The organism is Halomonas sp. NCCP-2165, from assembly GCF_023708045.1.
Taxonomy (GTDB): domain Bacteria; phylum Pseudomonadota; class Gammaproteobacteria; order Pseudomonadales; family Halomonadaceae; genus Bisbaumannia; species Bisbaumannia pacifica.
Window position 1 is genome coordinate 1 of the sequence record NZ_BRCY01000022.1, and the last position, 26,687, is coordinate 26,687.

The following is a 26,687-nucleotide window of genomic DNA, read 5'->3' on the forward strand; positions in this document are numbered from 1 at the left end:
CCGAGCCACTGGCCACCCCCACCGCCCCCATCATGGAGACCCGATGATGCCGCCTCTCGCCGATGCCCAGCGTCACCACCTGACCCAATTGGCCCGAGCCTACGAGACCCAATTGGCGCGCCACGGCTACGATGGCGTGCTGCTCTACAGCGGCTGTGCCCACCGGCACTTCGCCGATGATCAGCACGCCAGCTTCGCCACCTATGGCCATTTCCTGCACTGGGTGCCCCTGGCCGGGCTGGAGCACAGCTGGCTGCTGATTCGCCCGGGACACAAGCCGCGCCTCTTTTTCCACGCCCCCCGGGACTTCTGGCACCTGCCTCCCCGCCTGCCCGAGGCGCCCTGGGTGGACGCCTTCGAGGTGGTGACCCGGGAAGAGAGGGAGGCGCCGCGGCTGCCCGCGGGCCGCTTCGCGGTGCTGGGCGAGGTAAGCGCGGCCCAGGCCGAACGCCTGGGGGCCGAGGCCAACCCCGAGGCCCTCACCCGGGCCCTGGACGAACTACGGGTGCGCAAGAGCGACTACGAGGTGGCCTGCCTGCGGGAGGCCAACCGCCGGGCCCTGGCCGGCCACGCCGCGGCCCGGGACGCCTTCCTGGCCGGCGGCGCCGAGCTCGACTGCCAACTGGCCTACCTGAAGGCGGCGCGGATCCGCGAGAGCGAGCTGCCCTACCAGAGCATCGTCGGCATCAATGCCCACGGCGGCGTGCTCCACTACCAGCACTACGACCTCGAGGCCCCGGCACGGGCGCATAGCCTGCTGGTGGACGGCGGCCACCGCTTCCGTGGCTACTGCGCCGATATCACCCGCAGCTGGGCGGGGCCGGCGGCCAGCGACGATTATCGGGCCCTGCTCGCCGGCATGGATCATTTGCAGCGGCAACTGGTGGAGGCGCTGGCCCCGGGGGTCTCCTATGTGGCGATGCAAGAGCAGATGCACCAGGGCCTGGCCGAGCTGCTGGTGGCGCACGGCCTGGTCAAGGCCAGCGCCGAGGCGGCCGTCGAACGCGGTATCACCCGTGCCTTCTGTCCCCATGGGCTGGGCCATCAGCTGGGGCTGCAGGTCCACGACGTTGGCGGGCGCCAGGACGAGCAGGGCCGCCCCCTGCCCCCGCCCCCGACACATCCGGCGCTGCGTCTGACCCGGGAGCTGGAGGCGGGCATGGCGATCACCGTGGAGCCGGGACTCTATGTGATCCCCATGCTGCTGGAGCCGCTGCGCCAGGGCGCCACCGCCGGCCTGCTCGACTGGGCCCGGGTCGAGGCCCTGGGCGCGCATGGCGGCATCCGTATCGAAGACAATGTGCTGATCACCCCGACCGGGCGCGACAACCTGACCCGCGACCTCGAGACGACCCCTTGACCGAGGGCAAGGCCATCGACGGCGGCCCTTGCCTCTGGCCGGCACCACGATAAGCTAGGAGGGGTAGGGGCCGCGCCAGGCCCCGGCACGCTCCACGAGGCCGGCATGACCCACGCGATTGTTCCCGCCGATTTTCATCCCCCCCGGGGGCTCGGCAACCGCCACCTGCAGACCCTGCTGCCCCGGCTGTTGCCGCGCCGCCCCCTGGCGCGGGACACCGAGATCGTCAACCTGCCGGATGGTGACTTCGTCGAGCTGGCCTGGGTGCGGCCGGCACCGTCGAGGCCTCAGGCGCCGCTGTTCGTGCTCTTCCATGGCCTGGAGGGCTCCTTCGACTCTCCCTACGCCCGGGAGCTGCTCGGGGCGGCGGCGGACCTCGGCTGGCGGGCGGTGCTGATGCATTTCCGCGGCTGTGGTCAGGCCCCCAACCGCCTGCCGCGGGCCTACCACAGCGGCGATACCGCGGACGCCTACTGGGTGCTGGGGCAGCTGGCCCAGCGCTATCCCCAGTCCCTCAAGGTCGCCGCCGGCGTCTCCCTGGGCGCCAATATGCTGCTCAAGCTGGTGGCGGAACAGGGTGGCGACGGCCTCGACCTGGCCGGCGCCATCGCCATCAACGCGCCCCTGGATCTCGCCGCCAGCGCCGATGTCCTCAACCGCGGCGCGGCCCGGGGCTATCAGCGCCACCTGCTGGCCTCGCTGAAGCGCAAGGTGGCGATGAAGATGGCCCAGGGGCCCCTGCCCATCGGCGTCTCGCCTCATCAGCTCAAGGAGCTGAATACCTTCTGGGCCTACGACAACGAGGTCACCGCCCCCCTGCACGGTTTCGCCTCGGCCAGCGACTACTATCGCCGCGCCTCGGCGGGGCCCCTGCTCGGCGAGATCGAGCTGCCCACCCTGTTGCTGCATGCCGCCGACGACCCCTTTATGCCCGGCGACCTGTTCGAGCACCTGCCGAGGCCCTCGGCGGCGGTGCGGGTCGAGATCAGCCGCCAGGGCGGCCATGTGGGCTATATCGAGCGGCGCGGCGCGCGCCTCGCTTCCTGGCTGGCCCGCCGGGTCGCCCGCCAGCTCGACGACTGGGCCCGGGTACCGACGGGCTCGGGGGCCTCGTCCATCGCCACCAGCAGTTCCTGATCAGCCGGGGCAGCCGATGCCGGTGCCCTTGAGGCCACAATACCCGCCGGGATTCTTGGCCAGGTACTGCTGGTGATACTCCTCGGCGTAGTAGAAGGCCGCCAGCGGCGCGATCGCGGTGGTGATGGTGCCACGCCCGCCCCGGCTCAGGGCCCGCTGATAGCGCTCGCGACTGGCCTCGGCGACCTCCCGCTGGGTGGCGTCGGTGGTGTAGATCGCCGAGCGGTACTGGGTGCCGATATCATTGCCCTGGCGCATGCCCTGGGTGGGATCATGGGCCTCCCAGAACACCGCCAGCAACCGCTCCAGGGGCAGCTCGGCGGGATCAAAGACGACCCGCACCACCTCGGTATGGCCGGTCAGACCGGTGCAGGTCTCCTCGTAGGTGGGGTTGGGAGTGACGCCCCCGGCGTAGCCCACCGCGGTGACATGGACGCCGGGCAGCTGCCAGAAGAGCCGCTCGGCGCCCCAGAAACAGCCCAGGCCCAGCACGATCTCGGCCTGCCCCGCCGGCCAGGGGGGGAAGAGGCTGCGCCCGTTGACATGATGGCTGCCGCCGAGGCTCAGCGGCGTGTCTCGCCCCGGCAGGGCCTGCTCGGGGGAGATCGGGGTCTGCTTGTCGAACATCTCACTCTCCACTGTCGCGCAGGCGCGGATTGCCGCGCCTGCTGAAGGTATAGACCAGATCCACCGCCTGGGCGGCCCCCGAGACCGCCTGCACATAGAGGTCGCGCCACAGGGTATAGCGCAGGGTCAGCTCGGCGATGGGCGAGAAGATCCCCACCCCGTAGCTGACGCTCAGGTCCTCGGTGAGCTGACCGGCCACCACCACCTGGCTCTCCTCCCCGGCGCCGGCGGTCTCCAGGCGCAGGTCCTCGATGCCGAAGGCCTGCCCCACCTGGCCCACGGCGCCACCGGTGCGGGACAGGGTCAGCCCCACCAGGGCGGAGGTCAGGGCCCCATCGGCATCGCTCTCGTCGGGGGCGCGGCCGCGCAACAGGTAGGAGAGCGCCCGGGCCTCGTCCATGGCCGGCTCGGAGAAGATGCGCAGTTCCGGCTCGTCGGCGAGTCCGGTGACGCGCAGGCCGGCGATCACCTCGTCCTGGGTGACGTCCGGATTGCGAATCGCCTCCACCTCCAGCAGCGGCTGATCCGGCGGGCCGCTGAAGATCAGCTGCCCCTCGCGGATCAGCAGGTCCTGGCCGTAGGCGCGGAAGCGCCCATCCACCAGGTTGACGTCGCCGAACAGCTGGACCGGGCCATCGGCCTGGCGCACTTCCAGCTCGCCGGTGAGGCCGGCCTCGAGGCCGTAGGCCTGCAGCTGCATATCCGGCCCCAGGCTCAGGTCGATACGCACCCGGGTGGTCATGCCGGCCTGGCGCAGGGCCGCGGCGGCGGACTCCTGGGCGGCCAGGTCATCCTCGGAGAAGGCCGCCAGGCGCAGCCGCTCGCGGACCTCCTCCTCGCTGACGATCACCTCGTCGGGACTCGGCGAGACCACGCCCGGCGGCAACTGACCGATCTCCAGGCGCGCCCAGGGAATCTGCACCCGCCCCCCCACCTCGAGGCGTTGCGGGGTCACGGCGATGGTCAGCTGCGGGGCCAGGCGCAGGCGACCGATCTCCGGCAGCACCGCCAGCAGGGGATCGTCGCGCCCCTCGAGACGGACCTCGAGGGCCCACTCCGTGAGACTCGGCCAGGCCGCCTCACCGGCGAGGTCGAGACGCCCCTCCTCGCCCCGGATCATGCCCTCGAGGGTACCGCGATCGCCGGCCAGCCTCAGGGCCAGTCGGCCGTCGCGCACGTTGATCGGCAGGTCCGGGCCCGTGACCCTCAGCCCCTCCAGGGCCAGGTCACCGCGCAGGTCCGGCGCCTCCAGGCGGCCGGCGATGGCGACCCGGCCATCGAGGCGCCCCTCGAGCCCCTCCATGCCCGCCACCAGGCGACGGTAGTCGGCCAGGTCGATGGCCTCGACGCCCAGCTCGCCGCTCAGGGCCTGGCTGCCCAGGGGGTCCTCGACGATGGTGCGCAGCGTCACCGCACCGCTCGGGGCCAGAGTCAGGGCGAGATCGGCCTCGGCACGGGCCTCGCTGGCCTCGAGGCCCAGGCGCAGCCGGGCCTCGGGAAGCGCCCAGGGCTGGCCATAGGCGTCTTCGCCGCTCAGGGCGAAGCGACTGCCGAGCTCCCCCGAGAGTTGCCAGCGGGTGCCGCCTTCGGACCAGCCGAGGATCACCTCGCCATCGCTCTCCCCGTTCAGGCTCCAGCCCGGCGGCAGGGCGGGGTCGACGAGGTCCATGGGCAGCGTCTCCAGGCGCAGCCTCGCCTCGCCGGAGGCCGCCGAGGCGACGAGGGGCGCGACGCTGCACAGGCGCCCGCCCTCGGCGCGCACCAGGCAGAAGGGCTCGGCGGTGAGCCGCCCCGCCGGCAGCGCCACCGAGAAGCGCAGGGCCTCCGCCAGGGCCAGGGTGCCCTGGGGTAGGCTCACCTCCAGGGGCAGGAGGCTGCCGCGATAGGCCTGGCGATCCTCGCTCAGCGCGCCCTCGAGGACCAGCTCCAGGCGATCCAGGGCTCCCGACTCCTCGCCCAGCACCTCGAGGGCGAGACGGTGTTCGGCCAGGCGGCCCGCCAGGGTCAGGGTCAGGTTGTCGAAGCGTTGCCCCGCGGCGCTCAGCGAATCGGCCTCAAGCTCGGCGACCAGGCGAGGATCCTCCAGGCCCTCCACTTGCGCCGTCAGTCCCAGCCTGGCCAGGCGCGTGTCCTGGAAGGCCAGTTGCCGGCCGTCTAGGGTAAGCTCGGCGCGGGGACGCTCCAGGCTGCCGGCCACCGTGAAGTCGCCACTCAAACGCCCTTGGAGCCCCTCCATCAGGCTCTCCAGGGCGGGCGCCTCCAGGCGGCCGGTGAGCGCCAGGGTCTCGGCGATGCGCCCGTCGATGGCGAGACGATTGTCCCCCTGGCGGGCCTCCAGGCGCTGGATATCCCAGCGCATCTCGCTGGTGCCGCTCAGGCTGGCTCGCAGCGACAGGGGCTGTTCCTGCAGCGCCCCGTCGATGGCCAGCTCCGGCACCGCCAGTTGCCAGGACTCGTCGAGCAGCCGGAAACTTACCGCCGCCGTGCCGGAGAGTTGGCCTTCCACCGCCGATGTGAACAGCCCCGGGTCGAGCGATTCCATGACGAGATCCGCGGCGAGGTCGATGCCTTCCTGCCAGGCGATGCGTCCGCGGCTGACCAGACTCCCCCGGGGCAGGGTCAGCGACAGCGGCCGCCAGGTGAAGTGGCCGATATCGCCGCTGCCCAGCAGGGCGAGCTGGGTGACCGGCAGGTCGCCACCGCTGAGCCGGCCCCGCAGGCGGGCCTCATAGCCGAGCAGGTCCCCCTGGAGGTCCAGGGCCAGCTCCTCGACCAGGTAATCGGCGGGCCGATCCGGCGTCAGGGGCCACTGCACCCGGTCACTGACCAGGCGCAGATGGAATGGCAGCGTCGGATCCAGGGCGTCGATCTCCAGCCCCAGCCGCGCGTCGATCGCCCCGTCCCCCTGAAGTCCCGCCTCCAGGTCGCCGAGGCCCCCGCTCAGGCTCAGGGTAAAGCGCTCGCCCTCCAGCTCGGGCAGTGCCGGCAGCGTATCCACCCTCCCCTCGAGGTTGGCCTCCAGGGGGTAGTCGTCGCGCAGGGTCACCTCCGCGGCCAGGCGCAGGCTGGCCTGGGGATGATCGAGCTCCAGGCGTTCCAGGGTCAGGGTCTCGCCGCGGGCGCTGGCCTCCAGGTAGAGACGCTCCAGGCGCTGCGACACGGCACCAATGAGCTCGACATCCTCCACCAGCAGCTCGCGCACCGTCAGGCCCAGCGGCAGCTGTACCTGGGGCAGCGAGAGTCGCTCACGCTCGGTCAGGGGCGGGGCCGGCGGCGCGGGGGGCTCGCCCTCGGCGACGGCGATGGCGGCGTCGATCGCCTCGGCGTCCAGGCGCCCGGCCAGGCGCTGTCCGGGACTCGGCGGCAGGTAAATGCGCAGCCCCGAGAGGCGGGTCGCCAGCAGGGTGGCGGCCTCGCCCTCCCCCACGGCGCCGCTGACGAATTCCCGCCAGCTCAGGCGCGTGCCATCGGCGAGACGAATCTCGGCATCGCTCACCGACAGCTCACGCAGCTCGATGGGCAGTGGCAGGACGATGGACTCCAGGGGCTCCCCCGGCGGGCGCTCCTCGGCCTCGGTCGCCGCCAGGCGCACCCTCAGGCCCTCCAGGCGCAGGTGATCGAGACACAGGCGCCCGTTCAACAGGCACTCCTCGGCCCAGGCCCACTCCAGCTGGCCAATCGCGATCTCGGCGGGGCCGGCGTCGAGGCGCAGCCCGTCGATGCGCAGGTCGTCCAGGGGCGCCCCCGCGACGCTCTGATAATCGATCAGGCCGCGTTCCCTGGCCTGATCCAGGGCCAGGCCGGTCCCCCAGGGCGAGAGCAGCAGGCCCAGCAGGAAACAGACCAGGCCCAGCAACCACAGGGGCAGCCAGACCAGCAGGCGCAGCAGGGCCCAGCTCAGAATTCCGGTCCGATGGCGAAGTGTAGGCGCCACGGGTCCTCCTCATCGTCGAAGGGGTGAGCGATATCCAGGCGGATGGGGCCCACCGGCGAGACCCAGCGAATGCCCAGGCCGGCCCCGGTATTGAGGGTCTCGGGCCACCAGTGATCGAAGGCATCGCCGGTATCGACGAAGGCCGCGCCCCACCAGTCGCCGGTGATGCGCCGCTGCACCTCGGCGCTGGCGGTAAACAGCTGGCGCCCGCCGCGCAGGCGCCCCTCGTCGTTGCGCGGCGCCAGGCTCTCGTAGCCGTAACCGCGCACGCTGCGGTCGCCGCCGGTAAAGAAGCGCAGCGAGGGAGGGATCTTGTCGAAGTCGTCGGTCTCGATCAGGCCCAGGCCGGTGCGGCCGATCAGGCGGGTGTTCTCCCCCCACATGCGGATCCACTGGGAATCCAGGGTGGTGCGGAAGAAGCGCGCGCTGGAGCCCCAGGCGGTATCGGAGTACTCGAAGGCGATGCGCTGACGATCTCCCCAGGTGGGAAAGCGCGGGTTCCGGGTGCGGGTTCGCGACCAGCTGATGCCGGGATAGAGCAGCCAGACCCGTTCCGCCTCGCCCCCCTGGGTGAAGTCTTCGAAGCTGGAGCGCAGGTAGAGGCTCTGCACCCAGGCGTTGTCGAAATGCCACTGGCGGGCCAGCTCGACGCTGCTCTCCAGGCTGCGGGTGTCGTCCTGGTCGCGGTGGCGCAGGCCATACTGGAGGCGATAGCTGTCCCGCAGCGGATCGGCCAGGGGCATCCGGTACTCCCCGGAGAAGCGTTGCTCCGGGGCGGAGAGGAAGAGGTCATGGTCGAGACCATGGCCACGACTATTGACCCACGGCTGCTTCCAGGCGAAGCGGGTACGCGGCCCCACGTCGGTGGCATAGCCCAGGGAAACCTCGAACTGGTGGCGATCCGCGGGGGTCAGCTCGACACTCACCGGCACCTCGTCGGGCCCCTCCGGAGTCGCGCCGCCTTCCTCCCCGGGGAGGCGAGGACGCACCGTGATCGACTCGAACCAGCCGCTCTGACTCAGGCGTTGGGTGTATTCGGAGAGATCGCCGGCCAGGTAGGGCTCGCCGGGGGCGAAGTTGAGCATGTTCTCGAGGCGGTCGAGGCGAATATGACTACCGCGGAAGTCGATGGCGCCGAAGCGGTAGCGCGGGCCGCTATCGAAGGTCAGGGTGATATGCGCGCTCTGTTCCCAGGGGCGCACCTCCAGGCGGCGGTCGCGGAAGTAGGCGTCGAAGTAGCCCCGCTCCAGGGCCAGGCCCGCCAAGCGGTTACGCAATCGATCATAGGGCGCATGGAGGAGCGGGTCGCCTTCGGCCAGGCCATGGGACGCCATCAGCTCGTCGAAGCGGGGATCATCGGCGGCCCCGCCGCGCACCCCGAGGGCCAGCCGACCGATCCTCACCCGGGGCCCCGGAGTCACGGCCAGCTCGACCCGGCCGACCGGCTCCCCGATCAGGGTCAGCGCGAACTCGGGCTCATAATAGCCGAAGGGGCGCAACGCCTCGGCGGCCCGGCGGCGCACCTCCGCCTCCAGGCGGGCGGGACTGTACTGGGCGCCATCCAGCGGCGCCAGGTAGTTCTCGATATTGTCCGCCGCCTCGCCATCGATACCCTCGATACGGGCGGACAGCGCCCAGGCGGGCACCGGCAGGCTCAGGGCCATGGCCAACAGGACCCGCCCCAGGCGACGCCCTCCTCGTCGTAAGTCTCGGATAACACGACCTCCCTGTTGGGCGCCTGGGCGCGCCGCAATCACGGCGCGAGCAGTTCCAGGCGCGCCTCGATGGCCAGCTGGGAGCGGCGCAGCGCTTGCACCTCGGCGTGCAGCGACGCCAGGCGATCGCGCAACTCCCCGCGGGCTTCCCGGGCATTATCGAGGCGGCTGGCCAAAGGCTCAAGGGTCTCGCGAAGCTCCTCGACGGCCAGGCGTCGGCTCGTCGCCGCCTCGTCCAGACGCCCTTCCAGGGCCGCCAGGCGTGCCTCCCGCTCCGCGTCCTCCTCGGCAACCCTTGCCGTCAGGCGCTCATCAAGCGCTTCCCGGGCCGCGGTGCTGCGCGCCTCCAGGCCATCCAGGCGCTGGCTCAGCTCGCCGCGGGCCTCTTCTCCCAGGGTCTCCAGGGCCGCCAGGGAGTCGCGGCTGGCACTCAACCACTCCTGCAGGGTGGCCTGCTGCGCCTCCAGGCGACTCAGGGCCTCGGCCAGGGCCTGGGGCCTGGGCCCCTCCTGGCCCTGGCGCAGCGCCTCGAGGCGCCGCTGCTGATCGTCGAGGCTCACCGCCAGGGCCTCCAGCCGTGAGGCCTGGGCGCGCTGCGCCTCGTCGAGGCGGGTCAGGGCCTCCCCGGGCGCCAGGCCGTCGAAACGCGCATGGACATTGGAGAACTGCCCCTCGAGGCGGGCGATCTCGTCATGCAGCAGCTGACGCTCTTCCCAGGCCAGGACGCTCACGCCCGCCAGGCTCAGCGCCAAGCCCAATACCGCCAGGCGCAGGCCCCAGGGTCTGGGCGACGCCGAGACCGGGACGGCATGGCGAGACGGTGGGGGATCGAGGCTGGCATCACGGTCGGCCACCAGGGGGGGAGGATGCCGTTCCTCCGGGGGCTGGGCCATGGATGGGACTCCTCTTCGGGCGGTTGGGCGCGGGGCCGGCGGGGCAATCCCGAGTGTCGTCGTCGGAATTGGCGACACCCCGGCGGGGTGCTATGATGTGCCGACACCACTTACGCAGATGCTTGGTATTGTAAGGTTTTTTGCGGCGGCACCGATAGCGCCTTGATTCGTTTCGGTTCCGCCCCCACAACACCAGGTGCTGTATTCATCGGTGATAAAAAGGAGCAAACCATGGCATTCGAACTTCCCGCCCTGCCGTACGAGAAGAACGCGCTGGAACCGCATATCTCCGCCGAGACCCTGGAATATCACTATGGCAAGCATCACCAGGCCTATGTGACCAAGCTTAATGAGCTGACCGACGGCACCGAGAATGCCAACAAGTCCCTGGAAGAGATCATCAAGTCCTCTTCCGGCGGCCTGTTCAACCAGGCGGCCCAGGTGTGGAACCACACCTTCTACTGGCACTGCCTCTCCCCGAACGGCGGCGGCGAGCCCAGCGGCGCCCTGGCCGACGCCATCAAGGCCAAGTTCGGTTCCTTCGACGAGTTTAAGGCGGCCTTCAACGCCAAGGCCGTGGGTAACTTCGGCTCCGGCTGGACCTGGCTGATCAAGACCGACGACGGCGGCGTGGACATCGTCAACACCGACGATGCCGACACCCCCATCGCCCACGGCCAGACCCCGCTGCTGACCATCGATGTGTGGGAGCACGCCTACTACATCGACTACCGCAACGCTCGCCCGAAGTACCTGGAGAGCGTGTGGAACATCGTCAACTGGGACTTCGTGGCCCAGAACTTCGCCTAACTCCGCCTGGCGAAGCGGCCCGCGCCCCCCGGGCCGACACGACAAGGCCCCGCCACACGGCGGGGCCTTGTCGTTGGTGGTGTACCGATGCTGCCTCAGGGATCGGCGCGACGACCGATGCCACGATAGGCCAACCCCTGACTCGCCACATAGTCGGGATCATAGATATTGCGCCCGTCCAGGATCAGCCGCTCCCGGAGGCCGGCGGCGAGCCGCGACCAGTCCGGGTTCCAGTAGCACTTCCACTCGGTGACCAGCAGCAACGCATCGGCCCCCTCGCAGGCCGCATAGGGATCGTCTGGGCACAGGGTCAGCAGCGGCTGCTCGCCCACCGCGGCGGCCAGCGCCGGCAGCGCCGCCGGATCGTGCAGGTGCACCTCGACCCCCTGGGCCCAGAGTGCCCTCAGCAGGGGCAGCACCGGGGCCTGATCGATGCGCGCCGTGCCCGGCTTGAAGGCCGCCCCCCAGATCGCCACCCGGCGCCCGGCGAGTTCGCCCCGGAAGTGGCTCCACAGCTTGCGGAACAGGGTCTCCTTCTTCTGCTCGTTGATCTCCAGCACCTGCTCGAGCAGGGCCGAGGCACGCCCCTGGGCGGACTGGACGTCGGCCAGCCCCATCAGGTCCCGGGAGAAGTTGGGGCCACCGAAGCCGCAACCGGGATAGAGGTATTCGTAGCCGATACGCGAATCGCCGCCCATGCCCTGGCGCACCAGTTCCACGTCGACACCCAGGGTATCGGCGAGGCCGGCCACCTCGTTCATGTAGCTGATGCGGGTGGCCAGCATGCCGTTGATGGCCAGCTTGGTGAGCTCGGCGGCCCGCAGCGGCATGCACTGGAAGACGTCGCGGCGGCGGTTGAAGGCGCGCAGCAGCTCCTTGACCCGTGCGGTGGCCCGCGGCGATTCGCTGCCCAGCAGCCAGCGACTGGGGCGGGTGAAGCTCTCCCAGGCGCGCCCTTCCTGGAGCATATCGGGCAGGCAGACCGCCCACTGCTCGGCGCCCAGGCACTCGCCCAGACGCTCGGTCTCGCCCACCGGGAAGGTGGCGTTATTGATCACCACCAGGGGCTCGCGCTGGTCGGCGGCCTGGGCCGCCGCCTCCCGGGCCTCGCGGCGTTGATCCGGCGCCAGGGCCAGCCACAGCACCTCCACCGGTTCGGGAGCACTCGCCTCGTCCACGACCAGGCCACCCTCGGCCAGGGCCTGCTCCAGCTGGGCGAGCAACTGCGGCTCGCGCCTGAGCCAGTCGGCTCGGGCCAGGCTCGGCCAGGGGGTCTGCGGATGGGGCCGCCAGTGCACGCGGTGGCCGACGCTGGCCAGGGCCGCGGCGGCGGTCACCGCGGCCAGCTCACTGCCGATCAGGCGGATACGCATGCTCAGGCCTCGCCGGCATAGCGGTCCAGCAGGTCCCGGAAGCCCGCCCCATACTTGGGATGGCGCCGGGCGAAGGCGAGGATCGCCTCCAGGTAACCGAGCTGGTGGCCGCAATCATAGGTGACGCCCTGCATGCGATAGGCGGCCACGCCGGCGCGCGCCCGCAGGGCCTCGATGGCGTCGGTGAGCTGGATCTCGCCCCCGGCCCCCGGCGGGGTCTCGGCCAGCAGCGGGAAGATCTCCCCGGGCAGCACATAGCGGCCGATCACCGCCAGATTCGACGGCGCCCGATCCCGGGACGGCTTCTCCACCATTCCGGCCAGGGGCAGCGACTCGCCCGGGGCCGGCACAGCGGCCTCGGGCTCGACGATGCCGTATTTCTCGACCCGCTCCCAGGGCACTTCTTCCACCATCAGCTGGGCCTGGCCGCTGGCCTCGAAGGCCGCCACCATGCCCGCCAGGTCGTTGCGCGGCAGGCCCTCGCCATCCACCAGCACGTCCGGCAGCAGCACCGCGAAGGGGGCCTCCCCCACCACCGGGCGGGCGCAGAGCACCGCATGGCCGAGGCCCAGGGGCTCGGGCTGACGCACGCTGATGATCTTGACCGTGTCGGGGACGATATTGCGCAGCTCCTCGAGCAGCTCGTGCTTGCCCTTGGCCTCCAGGGTGGTCTCCAGCTCGAAATGCTTGTCGAAGTGGTTCTCGATGGCGCCCTTGCTGGAGTGGGTCACCAGCACGATCTCGGTGATACCGGCGGCGACGGCCTCTTCCACCACGTACTGGATCACCGGCTTGTCGACGATGGTGATCATCTCCTTGGGGATCGCCTTGGAGGCGGGCAGGCAGCGAGTACCGAAACCGGCCACCGGCAGAACGGCCTTGCGAATCATCGGGTTCCTTCCTGAGCGGGATTGATAGGCCCTAGTATGCCAGACCCGACCCGGGCACGCCGCCCCGCCGCGCTCGCGGTGGGTGGCGGCGGACAAGGCCACGCCGGGCGGGTAGAATGGCGGCATCTTTTTCGAGGAGCCCGACGATGCTCACCCTGCCGGACATCGACCTGCTGATCGAGGTTCGCTGGCTGCTGCCCATGAGCGAGGGCCACTTTATCGATATCACGCCGGACGCCATCACGGCCGATTACGAAGCCTGGCGGCAACGCCTGGCGTCCCTGCGCGCACAAGGAGAGAGTTAAGATGTCCCATACCGCCGACCCCCGCGATAGCCGGGATGCGAGCCGCACCCAGGATAGCGGCGACTACCGTCATAACGTCGATGCCGCCGAGATCGCCAAGTTCGAGGCCCTGGCGAGCCGCTGGTGGGACAGCGAAGGGGAGTTCAAGCCCCTCCACGAGATCAATCCGCTGCGCCTGGACTTTATCGATGCCCGCGTCGGCCTGGCGGGCAAATCGGTGATCGATGTGGGTTGTGGCGGCGGCATCCTGGCCGAGTCCATGGCGCATCGTGGCGCCCGGGTCACCGGCATCGACATGGGCGAGGCCCCTCTGGCGGTGGCTCGCCTGCATCTGGCCGAGAGCGGGGTAACGGTGGACTATCGCCAGGCCAGCGCCGAGGAGATGGCCGCCGAGGCCCCCGGCCAATATGACGTGGTCACCTGCCTGGAGATGCTCGAGCATGTGCCGGACCCGGCGGCGGTGGTGCGTGCCTGCATGACCCTGGTCAAGCCCGGCGGCGACGTCTTCTTCTCGACGATTAATCGCAATCCCAAGGCCTATGCCTTCGCCATCCTCGGCGCCGAATATGTGCTGCGACTGCTGCCCAAGGGGACCCACGAGTACCGCAAGTTTATCCGTCCCGCGGAGCTCTCCCGCTGGGCCCGGGAGGCCGAGCTCAAGGTCTGCGAGCAGAGCGGCCTGGTCTACCAGCCGCTGACGCGACGCTACCGCCTGGATGCCCGGGATGTCTCGGTGAATTACCTGATGCACTGTCGCCGGGAGGCCCCATGAATCGCCTGACACGCGACCTTGGCGGGGCTCGCTGTAACCCGCGCGATGTTTCGGTCGCTTACCGGCCGCACTGTCGCCGGGAGGCCGAATGAACCGCCCGACACGCGCCCTTTGCGGGGCTCGCTGCGACCCGCGCGACGTCTCGATCGCTTGCCGGCCGTACGGCCGACGGGAGGCCGCATGAGCGCCCTGCCCCGCGCCCTGCTCTTCGACCTGGATGGCACCCTGGTGGATACCGCCCCGGACCTGGCCCGGGCCACCAATGCCCTGCGACAGCACCATGGCCTGCCGGCGCTGCCCTATGGGGCGATTCGCGCCCAGGTCTCCAATGGCGGCAGCGCCCTGGTGACCCTGGCCCTGGGCCTGCCCCTGGAGGCGCCGGGCCATGGCGAGGCCCGCCAGTTCCTGCTCGATGCCTATGGTCGGGACGTGGCGGCCGAGAGCCGTCTCTTTCCCGGGCTGGAGCGGCTGATCGCCGGCTGGAGCCTGGCACCCCGCGCCTGGGGCATCGTTACCAACAAGCCGCGGGCCTATGCCGCTCCCCTGATCACGGCCCTGGGGCTGAGTCCCGGCGCCCTGCTCTGCGCCGATGACCTGCCGGTGAAGAAGCCCGCGCCGGAGCCGTTATGGGTCGCCGCCGAGCGCCTCGGCGTCGCCCCCGAGGCGTGCTGGTATATCGGCGATCATCGTCGCGATATGGAGGCCGCCCGGGCCGCCGGCATGACCGCGGTGGCGGTGGGGTATGGTTACCTGGACGCGGCGGACGCCATCGAGGAGTGGCCGGCGGAGTTGCGCTTCGCCACCCCCGAGGCCCTGGTTAGCGCCCTGTTAGAGCGCTAACGTGCCGATACAAGAACGGGCCCCATATGGGGCCCGTTCTTGTGTTAGCGCGGCTCAAGCCTCACGCCCTGGCCCGAACCTTACGCCTTGGGCGGCTGGGCATCGAAGCGCTGCCCGGTCACGCCACGGCTCGCCGGGCCCATCAGCCACAGGTAGGTGGGCATGATCTCCTCGGGGGTGCGCAGGGTATCCGGGTCCTCGGCGGGGTAGGCGCTGCGCCGCATCTGGGTGCGGGTGGCTCCCGGGTTGAGGCTATTGACGCGCACCGCGGTGAGGTTCTCCAGCTCGTCGGCCAGCACCTCCATAAAGCCCTCGGTGGCGAACTTGGAGACCGCATACGCGCCCCAGAAGGCACGCCCCTGGCGGCCCACGCTGGAGGAGGTGAGGATCACCGAGGCGTCTTCGGAGGCCTTGAGCAGCGGCAGCAGGGCCTGGGTCATCCACACCGGGCCATTGAAGTTGACCTGCATCACCTGCTCCCAGAGCTGGGGATTGTACTGGTCGAAGGGGGTCAGGCGACCCAGCAGGCCGGCATTGTGCAGGATGCCATCCAGGCGCCCGAACTCCCGCTCCAGGGTCTCGGCCATGTCCTGGTAGTCCTTGAGGGTGGCCCCCTCGAAGTTCAGCGGGAAGATGGCCGGCTGCGGCCCCCCCATCGCCTCGATCTCGTCGTAGACCTTCTCCAGCTTGGCGATGGTCCGCCCCAGCAGGATCACGGTGGCGCCATGCCGGGCATAGGCCAGGGCCGCGGCACGACCGATGCCATCGCCGGCACCGGTCACCAGCACGATGCGTCCCGCCAGGAGCTCCGCGGGGGGACGATAGTCGATCTTGCAGTTCATCGGGACTCCTAGAGGCCGCTGTCGTTGAGGAAGTCACGCCCCATCAGGGCGGCATTGCTGTCCGGGTAATCGGCGATCAGCCGCTCGAGCAGCTCGCGGCTGGCTTCCGGCTGCCCCTGGCGCGCCTTGAGCAGCCCCAGCTTGTAGAGGGCATCGGGCACCTTGTTGCTCTGCGGGTGGTCATCCAGCACCGTCTGGAAGGCGGCGGCGGCGGCCTCCAGGTCCTCCTCGGCGGAGTGGAGCTCACCCAGCCAGTAGTGGCCATTGGCGGCCAGGTCGGTGTCCGGGTAGTCCGCCACGAAGGCCTCGAAGGCGGCGATGGCGGCGGGGAAGTCGCGGGCCTGAACCCGCTGGAAGGCGGCCTGATAGGCGGCCTGGGCGTCGGCCGCGGAGGCCTGGCCATTGCCATTGCCGGCGGTGGCCGCCTGGGCGGCGGCGGCGTCCACCGCCGCCGGGGCGGTGCCGGCGAGACGCTCCTCCAGGTCGAGATAGCGGGCCTGGGAGTCGCGGCGCAACTGCTCGAGCTGATAGCGCAACTCCTCGACCTGCCCCCGCAGCTGCTGGATCTCGCGCTGCTGGTCGTCGAGGCGGTTGAGCAGCAGCAGACTGCCGGATGCGCTCTCCCGGGCCTCGGTGTGATCGTAGAAGCTACGCGAGCCCGCCGAGAGGTCCTCGATGACCGGTTGGGCCAGTACGGAAAGCGGGAGCACCAGGGCTCCCGCACCGCACAGTCGGGTCAGCCAACGACGGCTGCTGTGACTGTGATTCATCACTCGCTCCTCGGCCTCAGTAGGCGAACACCACGCGACGGTTCTGGGCGTAGGCATCCTCATTGTAGCCGCTCACCGCCGGGCGCTCCTCGCCATAGCTGACCACCTCCAGCTGCGAGGGAGAGACGCCCTGCACGGAGAGGAAGCGCTCGACGGCCTTGGCGCGACGCTCGCCGAGCCCCAGGTTGTATTCGCGGGTACCGCGCTCGTCGGTATGGCCCTGCAGCATCACCCGGACGCTGGGGTTATTGCGCAGGTACTGGGCATGGGCATTGAGCACCGGTTCGAACTCGCCACGAATGCGCTCGCTGTCGTAGTCGAAGTAGATGGTGCGCACGCCGGGAATGCCGGCCTGCTGACCGTTCTGAGCGGTGCCGCCGACCCCCACGCCGCCGACCTGGCCGCTCGCCGCGCCGCTGGTGCTGACACCGTCGCGACTGCCATCCATGGAGCCATCCTGGGTGCCGCCCGTGCTGGAACAACCGGCCACGAAGGCGAGAGAGAGCGCGATGGCCAGGCTCCTGGCATAAGGCTTGAATTGCATTTTCCACTCCTTGATGAATGACAATATCAGTTCAGAAACGGTGACCATGCGGGTTCCCGCACGTCACCCTGGGCCGCCGGCAAGCGGAAGGAGGCTCGCCCATCCGCCGACACGGCGCCCAGCATCCCGGCGCTGCCCTGCTGGGTGGCGAAGAGTACCATGCTCCCGTTGGGGGCAACACTGGGAGATTCGTCCCAGCGACCCTCGGTCAGGGTCACCAGGCGGCCGCTCTCCAGTTCCTGGCGGGCCACCTGATAACCGCGATTGCCGCGGTGAATCATAAACAGCGCCTCGCCATCCGGACTGAAGCGTCCCCGGGCATTGTAGTTGCCGGTAAAGGTCAGGCGCTCCACCCGGCCGCTGGCCAGGTCATAGCGGTAGAGCTGGGGCCCGCCGCTGCGGTCCGAGGTGAAGACCAGGCTGCGCCCATCGGGAGCGAAGCTGGGCTCGGTATCGATGGCGCTGTTATCGGTCAGGCGACGGAACTCGCGGCTGGCGATATCCATCAGGTAGAGCTCCGGCTGGCCATCCCGGGACAGCGACATGGCCAGTCGGCGACCGTCCGGCGACCAGGCCGGGGCGCTGTTGATGCCGGTAAAGGAACTGGCCCGGACCCGCTGGCCGGTGGTGACGTCCTGGATATAGATGGCCGGGCGCTCGGTCTCGAAGGAGACATAGGCGAGCTTGGTGCCATCCGGTGACCAGGCCGGCGACATGATCGGCTGATCGGAGTCGAGGATCTGCTGGCTGTTGCGGCCATCGGCATCGGCGATATGCAGGCCGTAGCGGCGCGCGTCGCCGGCGCCCCGGGCCGTGACATAGGCGATCCGCGTGGAGAAGGCGCCGCGGATCCCGGTGATCGCCTCGAAGACCTGGTCACTGATGTAGTGGGCGGCGGCCCGCAGACGCTGCGGGTCGGCGGTGACCACCTCGCCCAGCAGGCGGCTCTCGCCATAGACATCGAGCAGCTCATAGCGCACCCGGTAGTCGCTGCCCTCGGCGGCCACCTCGGCGACGACCAGGTAGTCGGCGGAGACCGCCCGCCAGTCGCGGTAGTTGACCGCCTCGCCGCGAGCGGGGCGGGAGATCATCGAATCGCGGGGCAGCGGCTCGAACTGGCCGCTGCGCTCCAGGTCATCGCTGACGATGCGCGCCAGGTCCTGCGGCAGGCCCTCACCGGCGAAAGGCACGATGGCGATGGGGATGGCGCGGTCGCTGCCGCGGGTGATCTCGATGGTCAGATTGGCCTGGGCCTGCTGCACGAAGAGCAGCAGGCAGGCCGCCAGCCATAAGCCAAGATAGCGTTTCATCAGCGGATATCCCCCGGTCGAAAGCGTAGATTGAATTGACGGAACTGACTCTGTGCCGCCGCCGGCAACTGGCGCATCTCACGGAAGGGCGCGGCTCGCTCCACCGCCTGCAGCGCCGAGCGGTCGAAGCCGGCGTCGCCGCTAGCGCGCACCACACTCACCCCGACCAGCTCGCCGGTGGGGAGCAGGTTGAGTGCCAGGGTCGCCTCCAGGCCGTCGACGCTGCCCGGGGGAATGATCCAGGCCTGCTCCACCGCCCGGCGCACCAGGGCCTGGAAGCCGTTGGCGGCCTCGCTGGCCTGGCGCGCGTTGGCGATGGCCTCCTGCTCGCTGGCGATCAGGCTATCCAGGCTACCATTGGCGGCTTCGGCGGCCCGGCGGGCGGCTTCCTCCCGGCGGCGCTGCTCCTCGGCCTGGCGCTGGCGTTCGGCCTCTTCCTCCCGGCGGCGCTGCTCCTCCGCCTGGCGCTGGCGCTCGGCTTCCTCTTCGCGGCGGCGTTGCTCCTCGGCCTGGCGCTGGCGCTCGGCCTCTTCCTCCCGGCGGCGCTGCTCCTCCGCCCGGCGCTGGCGCTCGGCTTCTTCCTCCCGGCGGCGCTGCTCCTCCGCCTGGCGCTGGCGCTCGGCTTCCTCTTCGCGGCGGCGTTGCTCCTCCGCCTGGCGCTGGCGTTCGGCGTCTTGTTCGGCGGCCTGCTCTTCCCGCAACCGCGCCTGGCGTTCGGCCTCCTCGGCGCGTCGCTGGGCCTCGACCCGAGCCTCCTCCGCCGCCTGGCGCTGAGCCTCGGCCTCGGCGGCCTCGCGGGCGGCCTGTTCCTGCGCCTGGCGGGCCTCGACCTCCTGGGCCTGGCGCTCGGCTTCCCGGGCGGCCTCCGCCTCGGCCTGCTGGCGGGCCGCGGCACGCGCCCTGGCCGCTTCGGCGCGCTGGGCCTGGTCGGTGGCGGTCTCGGTACTCACCAGGGTGGCCTGAACCACCGCGGCGGAGGGTGGCTCGGTCCTGGCACTGGGCACCAGGCTCAGCATGCTCAGGCCCACCACCAGCAGATGCACGCCGATGGCGAGCAGGACCGGCAGCCCGTAGCCGACACGATGCTTCTCTCTGGCCACCCCTAGCCCTCCTGCGGCGGCGGTTCGGAGATCAGCCCCACATTGCCGACGCCGGCGCTCTGCAGGGTGCTCATCAGGGTCACCACCTGGCCATAGCTGACATTGCGATCGCCACGCACCATCACCGGCGTGCCCGGGTTGCGATCCAGCACGATGATCACCCGCTCGGCGAGCTCGTCGAGCCCCAGCGGGGTCTCCTCGTCGCCGAGAGAAATATAGTAGTTACCGTCGCGGTCCACCGAGACCACGATGGGCTCGCGCTCCTCGTTATCCTCGATGGGTGACGAACTCACCTGGGGCAGATCGACCTGGACGCCCTGAGTCAGCATGGGTGCGGTGATCATGAAGATCACCAGCAGCACCAGCATGACATCGATAAAGGGCACCACGTTGATCTCGCCCATGGGACGGCGGCGACCGCCCCGGTTGAAGGGTCCATGCATGGTGGGGTCTCCGTCAGGCCGCCGCGCTCTCGCCGCGGCCCTGCAGGTTCCGGTGCAGGATGGAGTGGAACTCCTCGGCGAAATCCTCGTACTTGCCGAGCAGGCGCCCGGTCTCCGCGGAGAGGCGGTTGTAGAAGATCACCGCCGGAATGGCGGCGAACAGCCCCATGGCGGTGGCGATCAGCGCCTCGGCGATCCACGGCGCCACGGTGGCCAGCGTCGCCTGCTGGGCCATCGAGAGCGACTGGAAGGAGCCCATGATGCCCCAGACGGTGCCGAACAGGCCGATATAGGGGCTCGCCGAGGCCACCGTGGCCAGGAACACCAGGTGCAGGTTGAGGCGCTCCTCTTCCCGGGACCAGGCGACGCGCATGCTGCGCTGCACCCCATCGAGGATCGCCTGGGGGCTCTTGGCCTTGGGCAAGAGGCGGTGGAATTCCCGGAAGCCGGCGCGAAACAGGTGCTCGCCTCCCAGGCTCTCGCGTTCGGCGGGAATCTGGCGATAGAGGTCGTTGAGATCGACCCCGGACCAGAAGTGCTCCTCGAAGGCCTTGTGCGCCTTCTTGGCACGGCGCAGCACCAGGCTGCGTTGGAAGATCACCACCCAGGAGAGGATGGAGCCGAGCACCAGGATCAGCATCACCAGCTGCACCACGGTGCTGGCATTCATGATCAGGTGGGGAATGGACATGCTGTCGTTCACGGGCGTCCTCATCGAAGCTCGGGGGTTAGGGCCGCGGCCAGGGCCGCCGGCCAGCGGCGGGGCCGCAGGGTTTGGGCATCCAGACAGGCGATGTCGACACTCGCCTCGCACAGGGGTTCCCCGGCGCGGCTGACCCGCTGGACGAAGGTGGCACGGCTGGCGCCCCGCTCGGCGACGGCGGCGCTGACCACCAGGTCGTCATCGAGACGCGCCGGGCGGGCATAGCGGCACTCCAGGCGATGGACCACCAGTTGCACGCCCTCGGCGAGCAGCTCGCGCTGGGTATGGCCCAGGCGCCGTAACCACTCGCTGCGGGCGCGCTCCATGAATTTCAGGTAGTTGACGTAATAGACGATGCCCCCGGCGTCGGTGTCCTCGATATAGACCCGTACCGGCAGGCGGAACTCGCCCGTGCCGCTCATGGGCGCACCTCGCCGCTGGCATCCGGGGTGGCGGAGTCGGGCACCAGGTCGAAGTGGGCATAGGCCTGGCGAGTCACCACCCGCCCCCGGGCGGTGCGCATCATCAGCCCCTGCTGGATCAGGTAGGGCTCGATCACGTCTTCGATGGTGTCGCGCTCCTCGCCGATGGCGGCGGCCAGGGAGTCGACGCCCACCGGGCCGCCATCGAACTTCTCGATCATCGCCAGCAGCAGGCGGCGATCCATATGGTCGAGGCCGTGGTGATCCACGTGCAGCATGTCCAGGGCGCGATCCGCCACCTCGACATCGATCACCCCGCGGCCGCGCACCTCGGCGTAATCGCGCACCCGCCGCAGCAGGCGATTGGCGATGCGCGGCGTGCCCCGGGCGCGGCGGGCGATCTCCGCGGCGCCGGCGCCATCCGCCTCCACGCCCAGCAGCCGCGCCGAGCGGGAGACGATACCGGTCAGGTCGTCGATGCCGTAGAACTCCAGGCGCTGGACGATGCCGAAGCGGTCGCGCAGCGGCGAGGTCAAAAGCCCCGCCCGGGTGGTGGCCCCCACCAGGGTGAAGCGCGGCAGGTCGAGCTTGATGGAGCGCGCCGCCGGCCCCTCGCCGATGACGATATCCAGTTGGAAGTCCTCCATGGCCGGATAGAGCACCTCCTCCACCACCGGCGAGAGGCGATGGATCTCGTCGATAAAGAGCACGTCGCCGGGTTCGAGGTTGGTGAGCATGGCGGCCAGGTCCCCCGGGCGCTCCAGCACCGGTCCCGAGGTGGACTTGATATCCACGTCCATCTCGGCGGCGATGATATTGGCCAGGGTGGTCTTGCCCAGCCCCGGGGGGCCGAACACCAGGGTATGGTCGAGGCTTTCGCCACGCCCCCGGGCGGCCTGGATAAAGATCTCCAGCTGCTCGCGCACCCGCGGCTGACCGATATAGTCGGCCAGCCGCTTGGGGCGGATGGCATGGTCCTGGACCAGCTCCCCGCCCTGGGGGGCGGCGGCGATCAGTCGATCATTGTCGAGCATAGTGACTTCCGATCCTGCGCGGCCGCCTCAGGGGGCCGGCATCGATGGGGGCAGCCGCCCTAGCCCGCCAGCTTGCGGGTCAGGGCGGCCTTGATCAGGGCCTCGGTGGAGAGCCCGCGCTCGCAGCCGGCGAGCATCCTGGCGGCCTCGGCGGGCTTGTAGCCGAGCGCCACCAGGGCCGCCTCGGCATCCACCAGGGGATCGCTCTGGGGGGCCGCTCCCTGCCCCGCCGCCGCGGCCTCCAGCACCTCGAGGCCGCCCCCCTCGTCGCCGGTCCAGTGGGGGAAGCGGTCGCGCATCTCGATGATCAGCCGCTCGGCGGTCTTCTTGCCGACGCCGGGCAGCCGGGTCAGCGACTTGATGTCATCCTCCCGCACGCAGCGCACGAAGGCCGCCTCGTCCATGCCGGAGAGGATCGCCAGGGCCAGCTTGGGCCCCACGCCATTGACCTTGATCAGGGCGCGGAACAGCTCCCGCTCCTGGCCACGGGCGAAGCCGTAGAGCAGGTGGGCATCGTCGCGAATGCTGAGGTGAGTGTGCAGGGAGACCGTTTCGCCCACCGCCGGCAGGGCCATCTGGGTGGTGAGGGAGGCTTCCAGTTCATAGCCGACGCCGGCGACGTCGACCACCAGCCAGGGCGGCTGCTTCTCCACTAGGGTGCCACGCAGGCGTCCAATCATGCCGTGAATCGATCCTTGCTAAGACTGGCGTTCACTATACTGGCCGCCCGCTAGGCTGACCAGAGGCCAGAATCGTCATCTAGTGTGCACGCACGCCTCAGCCGAGGCGCCGCCGTGAGTCGCAGGCCGGGCATCCGTGCCCGGCCCTCAGGATCCGCGGCTGCCGGGGTCGAAGGCGCGCCACCCCTTGCCGCCGCCGCGCCGCCCGCCATAGCTGCCGCGGCTGATCAGGCCGAGGCGCGCATGGGCATGGGTCAGGGCGATGGCCAGGGCATCGGCGGCATCCGCCTGGGGCGTGCCGTCGAGACCCAGCACGGCGCTGATCATGTGCTGCACCTGGGCCTTGTCGGCACCGCCGGTGCCGGTCACCGCCTGCTTGATCTGGCGCGGCCCGTATTCGCTCACCGGTAGGCCATGGTTGGCGGCGCAGACGATGGCGGTGCCCCGGGCCTGCCCCAGCTTGAGGGCCGAGTCGGGATTCTTGGCCATAAAGACCTGTTCGATGGCCAGCTCGCCCGGGCGATGCAGGCCGATCAGCTCGCTGATCCCGGCATAGATCTGTGCCAGGCGCTGGGCCAGGTCATCGCCCCGGGTACGGATGCAGCCGCTGGCCACGTAGCGGGGCCGCGTCTCGCCGACGTCGAGCACCCCATAACCGGTGATCCGCGAGCCGGGATCGATCCCCAGGATCAGCATATCTCGGTACCTCTGCATATGCCGCTATCTGTCATGCCATCCTTCCTGGTTTTTACGGAACTACCCTGGGGACAGCCCCGGAAGGCCGGCCCCGCACAAAGACGCCGTGAATCCTTCCCTGGAAGCTCGACGTTATCGTCCATGATAAAGACGCTTTGCTCCGCCCTGCCCCCAGCGTCCCTCAGCCATTCTGGCCGCGACAACCACGGCCCCAACAACATACCGGCGCCACAGGGGCGCCGGTAGGAGTCGTGCGTGTCGGAGTGGCTCGCCTTATTCGGCGGCTTCCGGCTTGGCCTTGGCCCGCAGGCGGATATTCAGCTCCTTGAGCTGCTCGGCGCTGACCTCGCCCGGGGCGTCGGTCATCAGGCAGGCGGCGCTCTGGGTCTTGGGGAAGGCGATCACCTCGCGGATGGTCCGCGCCCCGGTCATCAGCATCACCAGGCGGTCGAGGCCGAAGGCCAGGCCACCGTGGGGCGGCGCACCGTACTTGAGGGCGTCGAGCAGGAAGCCGAACTTCTCTTCCGCCTCGGCCTGGTCGATGCCCAGCACCTCGAGGACGGCCCGCTGCATCTCCTGATCGTGGATACGGATGGAGCCGCCGCCCAGCTCGGTGCCGTTGAGCACCATGTCGTAGGCGCGGGAGAGCGCCTGGGCCGGGTCGGCCCTGAGGGCCTCCACGTCGCAGGAGGGCGCGGTGAAGGGATGGTGCAGGGCCTGCATGCGGGCGCTGCCGTCGTCCTCGAACATCGGGAAGTCGACCACCCACAGCGGTGCCCAGGCCTGGGTGTAGAGGTCCAGGTCCTCGCCCAGCTTGACGCGCAGGGCGCCCAGGGCCTCGTTGACCACCCGCGCCTTGTCGGCGCCGAAGAAGATGATATCGCCGTCCTGGGCGTCGACACGCTCCAGCAGCTCGTCGATCACGTTCTCCATGAACTTGACGATGGGCGACTGCAGCCCCTCAAGCCCCTTGGCGCGCTCGTTGACCTTGATCCAGGCCAGGCCCTTGGCGCCATAGATGCCGACGAACTTGGTGTACTCGTCGATGGCCTTGCGGGAGAGCTCGGCGCCACCGGGGACCTTGAGGGCGGCGACGCGGCCGTCGTCGGCCTTGGCCGGGCCGGAGAAGACCTTGAAGTCCACCTGGGCCATCAGGTCATCCACGTCGACCAGTTCAAGGGGGATGCGCAGGTCCGGCTTGTCGGAGCCGTAACGGCTCATCGCCTCGCCGTAGGGCATGCGCGGGAACTCGGGCAGCTCGACCTCGAGGACCTCCTGGAAGAGCTGGCGGATCATCGACTCGGTGATGCCCATGATCTCGTCTTCGTCGACGAAGGAGGCCTCCAGGTCGATCTGGGTGAACTCCGGCTGACGGTCGGCGCGCAGGTCCTCGTCGCGGAAGCACTTGGCGATCTGGTAGTAGCGGTCGAAGCCGGACACCATCAGCAGCTGCTTGAACAGCTGCGGCGACTGCGGCAGGGCGAAGAAGCTGCCGGCGTGGGTACGGCTCGGCACCAGGTAGTCCCGGGCGCCTTCCGGGGTGGCCCGGGTCAGGATCGGGGTCTCGATATCCAGGAAGCCCTGGCCCTCGAGGAAGGCCCGCACGCTGTGGGAGATCCGCGAGCGCAGGCGCAGCTTGTCGAGCATCTCCGGGCGGCGCAGGTCGATATAGCGGTGCTTGAGGCGCACCTCCTCGCCCACCTTGCCATGCTCGTCGAGCTGGAAGGGCGGGGTGGCGGCGGTGTTGAGGATCTCCACCTCCTTGGCCAGCACCTCGATCATGCCGGTGGGCATGTTGGGGTTCTGGGTGCCCTCGGGGCGCGGCCGCACGCGGCCGACGATGCGCAGCACGAACTCGTTGCGGCAGCGGTCGGCATTGGCGAAGGCCTCGGCGGTATCCGGGTCCACCACGACCTGGGCGATGCCATCACGGTCGCGCATGTCGAGGAAGATCACCCCACCGTGGTCACGGCGACGGTGCACCCAACCACAGAGGGTGACCGTCTGATCCACCAGTGTCTCGTTAAGCTGGCCGCAATAATGGCTGCGCATGTCGAATCCTGTTTTCTAGCGTTTATCGAAGAGGGGGAATCGGGCCGCCTCAGGCGGCGGCCCCGTCCTTGCTCGGCGCCTTGCTGGCCGCGCCGTCGCCGGCCAGGTTCTTCTTGCTGCCGGACTTGAAATCGGTCTCGTACCAGCCGCCACCGGCCAGGCGGAAGCCCGCCGCGGAGACCAGGCGGGAGAGCTCGGCGGCCTCGCAGCTGGGGCAGTCGGTGAGCGGCGCGGCGCTGACCTTCTGCAGCTTCTCGAGACGGTGGCCACAGGCCTTGCACTCATATTCGTAGATGGGCATGGTTCTAATCACTCCTGAATACGCTATTGGCCTGGAACACACCCCGACCAGGCCGGCGATGGCCGATATGGGGCCTGGCGCCGGCCTTTCCAAGGCCACCGGAAAGCCCCGCATTATAGCGCGTCGCGCCCCCATGGGGGCAAGGTGCCGAAGCCACTCGAGGAATTGTGATGAAAGCCGTGCTACTCGATGCCGCCAGCCTCGGCGAGGATATCGACCTCAGCCCCCTGCGCGAGCGGGTCGACCAACTGGCGGTGCATGCCGCCACCGCCCCGGACGAGCGCCGGGAACGCCTCGCGGGCGCCCGGGTCGCCATCGTCAACAAGGTGGTGCTGGATGGCGAGCTGCTCGAGGACCTGCCGGAGCTGAAGCTGATCTGCGTGCTGGCCACCGGCACCAATAATATCGACATGGCCGCCGCCGAGCGCCTCGGCATCAGGGTACGCAACGTCAGCGCCTATGGCACCGCCAGCGTGGCCCAGCACACCCTGATGCTGATGCTGGCCCTGGCCAATCGCCTGCCGCACTACCAGCGCCGGGTCGCCGCCGGTGACTGGGGGCGCAGCGACTTCTTCTGCCTGCTCTCTCCCGCCACCCTGCAACTGGAAGGCAAGCGCCTGGTGATCGTCGGCCAGGGGGAGCTGGGGCGCCGCGTCGGCGAGCTGGCCGGGGCCTTCGGCATGCGCGTCGACTATGCCGCGCGCCCCGGCCGGGAGGCCGACGACTCCCGCCCTGCCCTCGCCGAGCTGGCCCCCCGGGCCGATGTACTGAGCCTGCACTGCCCCTTGACGGAGGCCACCCATCACCTGGTCGACGCGGCGCTGCTGGCCCGCCTCAAGCCCGGCGCCCTGCTGATCAACTGCGCCCGGGGCGGGATCATCGACGAGACGGCGGCGCTGGCGGCACTGCGCGCGGGACACCTCGGCGGCCTGGGGGTCGACAGCCTGCCCGAGGAGCCGCCCCGCCGGGGCCATGCGCTCCTCGATGCCCTCGACGAGTCCCTCAACCTGATCGTCACCCCCCATAATGCCTGGATCACCCCGGAGGCGCGGGCCCGGGTGGTCCAACTGACCGCCGAGAACCTGGCGCGAGCGTTGCCCTGAACCGCCAGCGTGAAAACGCGCCAGGCGTGCC

26 protein-coding genes are annotated in these 26,687 nt (G+C 69.9%); 7 read left to right on the plus strand and 19 right to left on the minus strand.

Going from position 1 to position 26,687, the window contains the following annotated elements; genetic code table 11:
• Positions 1–43: 43 nt before the first annotated feature.
• Complete coding sequence (pepQ, locus tag NFU04_RS11890) at positions 44–1,360, plus strand: Xaa-Pro dipeptidase (RefSeq protein WP_251309639.1); 1,317 nt, start codon at positions 44–46, stop codon at positions 1,358–1,360.
• Between the two features lie 105 nt (positions 1,361–1,465).
• The gene (locus tag NFU04_RS11895; protein ID WP_251309640.1) at positions 1,466–2,497 is read left to right on the plus strand and encodes a hydrolase; all 1,032 of its coding nucleotides are present in this window, start codon (positions 1,466–1,468) and stop codon (positions 2,495–2,497) included.
• On the opposite strand, the gene msrA is transcribed toward NFU04_RS11895, so the two are convergent.
• The 4 genes from msrA to NFU04_RS11915 form a co-directional block, all read right to left on the minus strand.
• Positions 2,498–3,124, minus strand: a complete 627-nt coding sequence (gene msrA, locus NFU04_RS11900) for a peptide-methionine (S)-S-oxide reductase MsrA (RefSeq protein WP_251309641.1) — start codon at positions 3,122–3,124, stop codon at positions 2,498–2,500.
• Position 3,125: 1 nt separating this feature from the next.
• Positions 3,126–7,058: an autotransporter assembly complex protein TamB gene (gene tamB, locus NFU04_RS11905; RefSeq protein WP_251309642.1), complete on the minus strand. Its 3,933-nt coding sequence runs from the start codon at positions 7,056–7,058 to the stop codon at positions 3,126–3,128.
• Entirely contained in the window at positions 7,022–8,722 is a 1,701-nt protein-coding gene (tamA, locus tag NFU04_RS11910; RefSeq protein WP_251309643.1) for an autotransporter assembly complex protein TamA, read from the minus strand. The genes tamB and tamA overlap by 37 nt, the downstream gene beginning before the upstream one ends.
• Positions 8,723–8,811: 89 nt before the next feature.
• On the minus strand, positions 8,812–9,666 hold the full coding sequence (locus tag NFU04_RS11915) for a hypothetical protein (RefSeq protein ID WP_251309644.1): 855 nt from the start codon (positions 9,664–9,666) through the stop codon (positions 8,812–8,814).
• Positions 9,667–9,897: 231 nt separating this feature from the next.
• Here NFU04_RS11915 and NFU04_RS11920 point away from each other — a divergent pair, with 231 nt between their 5' ends.
• Positions 9,898–10,476, plus strand: a complete 579-nt coding sequence (locus NFU04_RS11920) for a superoxide dismutase (RefSeq protein WP_146801908.1) — start codon at positions 9,898–9,900, stop codon at positions 10,474–10,476.
• A gap of 95 nt (positions 10,477–10,571) precedes the next feature.
• On the opposite strand, the gene NFU04_RS11925 is transcribed toward NFU04_RS11920, so the two are convergent.
• Both NFU04_RS11925 and galU read right to left on the minus strand, forming a co-directional pair.
• Positions 10,572–11,849 carry a nucleotide sugar dehydrogenase gene (locus NFU04_RS11925; RefSeq protein ID WP_251309645.1) on the minus strand — a complete coding sequence of 426 codons (1,278 nt, stop codon included), beginning with the start codon at positions 11,847–11,849 and terminating at the stop codon, positions 10,572–10,574.
• A 2-nt stretch (positions 11,850–11,851) separates the two neighbouring features.
• Positions 11,852–12,739, minus strand: a complete 888-nt coding sequence (galU, locus tag NFU04_RS11930) for a UTP--glucose-1-phosphate uridylyltransferase GalU (RefSeq protein WP_251309646.1) — start codon at positions 12,737–12,739, stop codon at positions 11,852–11,854.
• A gap of 146 nt (positions 12,740–12,885) precedes the next feature.
• Here galU and NFU04_RS11935 point away from each other — a divergent pair, with 146 nt between their 5' ends.
• From NFU04_RS11935 to NFU04_RS11945, 3 genes are all read left to right on the plus strand, one after another.
• Entirely contained in the window at positions 12,886–13,044 is a 159-nt protein-coding gene (locus NFU04_RS11935) for a hypothetical protein (protein WP_251309647.1), read from the plus strand.
• A gap of 1 nt (position 13,045) precedes the next feature.
• On the plus strand, positions 13,046–13,816 hold the full coding sequence (ubiG, locus tag NFU04_RS11940; protein ID WP_251309648.1) for a bifunctional 2-polyprenyl-6-hydroxyphenol methylase/3-demethylubiquinol 3-O-methyltransferase UbiG: 771 nt from the start codon (positions 13,046–13,048) through the stop codon (positions 13,814–13,816).
• 180 nt (positions 13,817–13,996) lie between these two features.
• Positions 13,997–14,656, plus strand: coding sequence for an HAD family hydrolase (locus NFU04_RS11945; RefSeq protein WP_251309649.1), 660 nt, complete (start codon positions 13,997–13,999; stop codon positions 14,654–14,656).
• Between the two features lie 80 nt (positions 14,657–14,736).
• On the opposite strand, the gene NFU04_RS11950 is transcribed toward NFU04_RS11945, so the two are convergent.
• The 13 genes from NFU04_RS11950 to NFU04_RS12010 form a co-directional block, all read right to left on the minus strand.
• A complete protein-coding gene (locus tag NFU04_RS11950) occupies positions 14,737–15,498 on the minus strand; it encodes a YciK family oxidoreductase (RefSeq protein WP_251309650.1) in 762 nt (253 codons plus the stop codon).
• An 8-nt stretch (positions 15,499–15,506) separates the two neighbouring features.
• The gene (gene ybgF, locus NFU04_RS11955; RefSeq protein ID WP_251309651.1) at positions 15,507–16,268 is read right to left on the minus strand and encodes a tol-pal system protein YbgF; all 762 of its coding nucleotides are present in this window, start codon (positions 16,266–16,268) and stop codon (positions 15,507–15,509) included.
• 16 nt (positions 16,269–16,284) lie between these two features.
• The gene (pal, locus tag NFU04_RS11960; RefSeq protein WP_251309652.1) at positions 16,285–16,812 is read right to left on the minus strand and encodes a peptidoglycan-associated lipoprotein Pal; all 528 of its coding nucleotides are present in this window, start codon (positions 16,810–16,812) and stop codon (positions 16,285–16,287) included.
• A 26-nt stretch (positions 16,813–16,838) separates the two neighbouring features.
• Positions 16,839–18,122: a Tol-Pal system beta propeller repeat protein TolB gene (gene tolB / locus NFU04_RS11965; protein ID WP_251309653.1), complete on the minus strand. Its 1,284-nt coding sequence runs from the start codon at positions 18,120–18,122 to the stop codon at positions 16,839–16,841.
• Positions 18,122–19,222 (minus strand): cell envelope integrity protein TolA, encoded by a 1,101-nt coding sequence (tolA, locus tag NFU04_RS11970; protein WP_251309654.1) that lies wholly within the window; start codon positions 19,220–19,222, stop codon positions 18,122–18,124. The genes tolB and tolA overlap by 1 nt, the downstream gene beginning before the upstream one ends.
• A gap of 2 nt (positions 19,223–19,224) precedes the next feature.
• Entirely contained in the window at positions 19,225–19,665 is a 441-nt protein-coding gene (gene tolR / locus NFU04_RS11975; protein WP_251309655.1) for a protein TolR, read from the minus strand.
• A gap of 13 nt (positions 19,666–19,678) precedes the next feature.
• Entirely contained in the window at positions 19,679–20,368 is a 690-nt protein-coding gene (gene tolQ, locus NFU04_RS11980) for a protein TolQ (RefSeq protein WP_251309656.1), read from the minus strand.
• 8 nt (positions 20,369–20,376) lie between these two features.
• The gene (ybgC, locus tag NFU04_RS11985) at positions 20,377–20,790 is read right to left on the minus strand and encodes a tol-pal system-associated acyl-CoA thioesterase (RefSeq protein WP_285835149.1); all 414 of its coding nucleotides are present in this window, start codon (positions 20,788–20,790) and stop codon (positions 20,377–20,379) included.
• Entirely contained in the window at positions 20,787–21,824 is a 1,038-nt protein-coding gene (gene ruvB / locus NFU04_RS11990; protein ID WP_146801920.1) for a Holliday junction branch migration DNA helicase RuvB, read from the minus strand. The genes ybgC and ruvB overlap by 4 nt, the downstream gene beginning before the upstream one ends.
• A 59-nt stretch (positions 21,825–21,883) precedes the next feature.
• The gene (ruvA, locus tag NFU04_RS11995; RefSeq protein ID WP_251309657.1) at positions 21,884–22,504 is read right to left on the minus strand and encodes a Holliday junction branch migration protein RuvA; all 621 of its coding nucleotides are present in this window, start codon (positions 22,502–22,504) and stop codon (positions 21,884–21,886) included.
• 147 nt (positions 22,505–22,651) lie between these two features.
• Entirely contained in the window at positions 22,652–23,200 is a 549-nt protein-coding gene (gene ruvC / locus NFU04_RS12000; RefSeq protein WP_146801922.1) for a crossover junction endodeoxyribonuclease RuvC, read from the minus strand.
• Between the two features lie 273 nt (positions 23,201–23,473).
• Positions 23,474–25,252: an aspartate--tRNA ligase gene (gene aspS / locus NFU04_RS12005; protein WP_251309658.1), complete on the minus strand. Its 1,779-nt coding sequence runs from the start codon at positions 25,250–25,252 to the stop codon at positions 23,474–23,476.
• Positions 25,253–25,301: 49 nt separating this feature from the next.
• Entirely contained in the window at positions 25,302–25,553 is a 252-nt protein-coding gene (locus NFU04_RS12010; protein ID WP_146801924.1) for an FmdB family zinc ribbon protein, read from the minus strand.
• 170 nt (positions 25,554–25,723) lie between these two features.
• On the opposite strand from NFU04_RS12010, the gene NFU04_RS12015 reads away from it, so the two are divergent.
• Positions 25,724–26,656 (plus strand): D-2-hydroxyacid dehydrogenase, encoded by a 933-nt coding sequence (locus NFU04_RS12015; protein ID WP_251309659.1) that lies wholly within the window; start codon positions 25,724–25,726, stop codon positions 26,654–26,656.
• Positions 26,657–26,687: the final 31 nt, after the last annotated feature.

Coding starts and splice junctions, on each gene's coding strand:
- tolB (WP_251309653.1), bottom strand. CDS start 18,122: ATGAAACGCTATCTTGGCTTATGGCTGGCGGCCTGCCTGCTGCTCTTC.
- ruvA (WP_251309657.1), bottom strand. CDS start 22,504: ATGATTGGACGCCTGCGTGGCACCCTAGTGGAGAAGCAGCCGCCCTGG.
- NFU04_RS11920 (WP_146801908.1), top strand. CDS start 9,898: ATGGCATTCGAACTTCCCGCCCTGCCGTACGAGAAGAACGCGCTGGAA.
- NFU04_RS11935 (WP_251309647.1), top strand. CDS start 12,886: ATGCTCACCCTGCCGGACATCGACCTGCTGATCGAGGTTCGCTGGCTG.
- pepQ (WP_251309639.1), top strand. CDS start 44: ATGATGCCGCCTCTCGCCGATGCCCAGCGTCACCACCTGACCCAATTG.
- ruvC (WP_146801922.1), bottom strand. CDS start 23,200: ATGCTGATCCTGGGGATCGATCCCGGCTCGCGGATCACCGGTTATGGG.
- aspS (WP_251309658.1), bottom strand. CDS start 25,252: ATGCGCAGCCATTATTGCGGCCAGCTTAACGAGACACTGGTGGATCAG.
- NFU04_RS11945 (WP_251309649.1), top strand. CDS start 13,997: ATGAGCGCCCTGCCCCGCGCCCTGCTCTTCGACCTGGATGGCACCCTG.
- NFU04_RS11950 (WP_251309650.1), bottom strand. CDS start 15,498: ATGAACTGCAAGATCGACTATCGTCCCCCCGCGGAGCTCCTGGCGGGA.
- ruvB (WP_146801920.1), bottom strand. CDS start 21,824: ATGCTCGACAATGATCGACTGATCGCCGCCGCCCCCCAGGGCGGGGAG.
- NFU04_RS12010 (WP_146801924.1), bottom strand. CDS start 25,553: ATGCCCATCTACGAATATGAGTGCAAGGCCTGTGGCCACCGTCTCGAG.
- NFU04_RS11915 (WP_251309644.1), bottom strand. CDS start 9,666: ATGGCCCAGCCCCCGGAGGAACGGCATCCTCCCCCCCTGGTGGCCGAC.
- ubiG (WP_251309648.1), top strand. CDS start 13,046: ATGTCCCATACCGCCGACCCCCGCGATAGCCGGGATGCGAGCCGCACC.
- tolR (WP_251309655.1), bottom strand. CDS start 19,665: ATGCATGGACCCTTCAACCGGGGCGGTCGCCGCCGTCCCATGGGCGAG.
- msrA (WP_251309641.1), bottom strand. CDS start 3,124: ATGTTCGACAAGCAGACCCCGATCTCCCCCGAGCAGGCCCTGCCGGGG.
- ybgC (WP_285835149.1), bottom strand. CDS start 20,790: ATGAGCGGCACGGGCGAGTTCCGCCTGCCGGTACGGGTCTATATCGAG.
- ybgF (WP_251309651.1), bottom strand. CDS start 16,268: ATGAATCACAGTCACAGCAGCCGTCGTTGGCTGACCCGACTGTGCGGT.
- NFU04_RS12015 (WP_251309659.1), top strand. CDS start 25,724: ATGAAAGCCGTGCTACTCGATGCCGCCAGCCTCGGCGAGGATATCGAC.
- pal (WP_251309652.1), bottom strand. CDS start 16,812: ATGCAATTCAAGCCTTATGCCAGGAGCCTGGCCATCGCGCTCTCTCTC.
- NFU04_RS11925 (WP_251309645.1), bottom strand. CDS start 11,849: ATGCGTATCCGCCTGATCGGCAGTGAGCTGGCCGCGGTGACCGCCGCC.
- galU (WP_251309646.1), bottom strand. CDS start 12,739: ATGATTCGCAAGGCCGTTCTGCCGGTGGCCGGTTTCGGTACTCGCTGC.
- tamA (WP_251309643.1), bottom strand. CDS start 8,722: ATGGCCCTGAGCCTGCCGGTGCCCGCCTGGGCGCTGTCCGCCCGTATC.
- NFU04_RS11895 (WP_251309640.1), top strand. CDS start 1,466: ATGACCCACGCGATTGTTCCCGCCGATTTTCATCCCCCCCGGGGGCTC.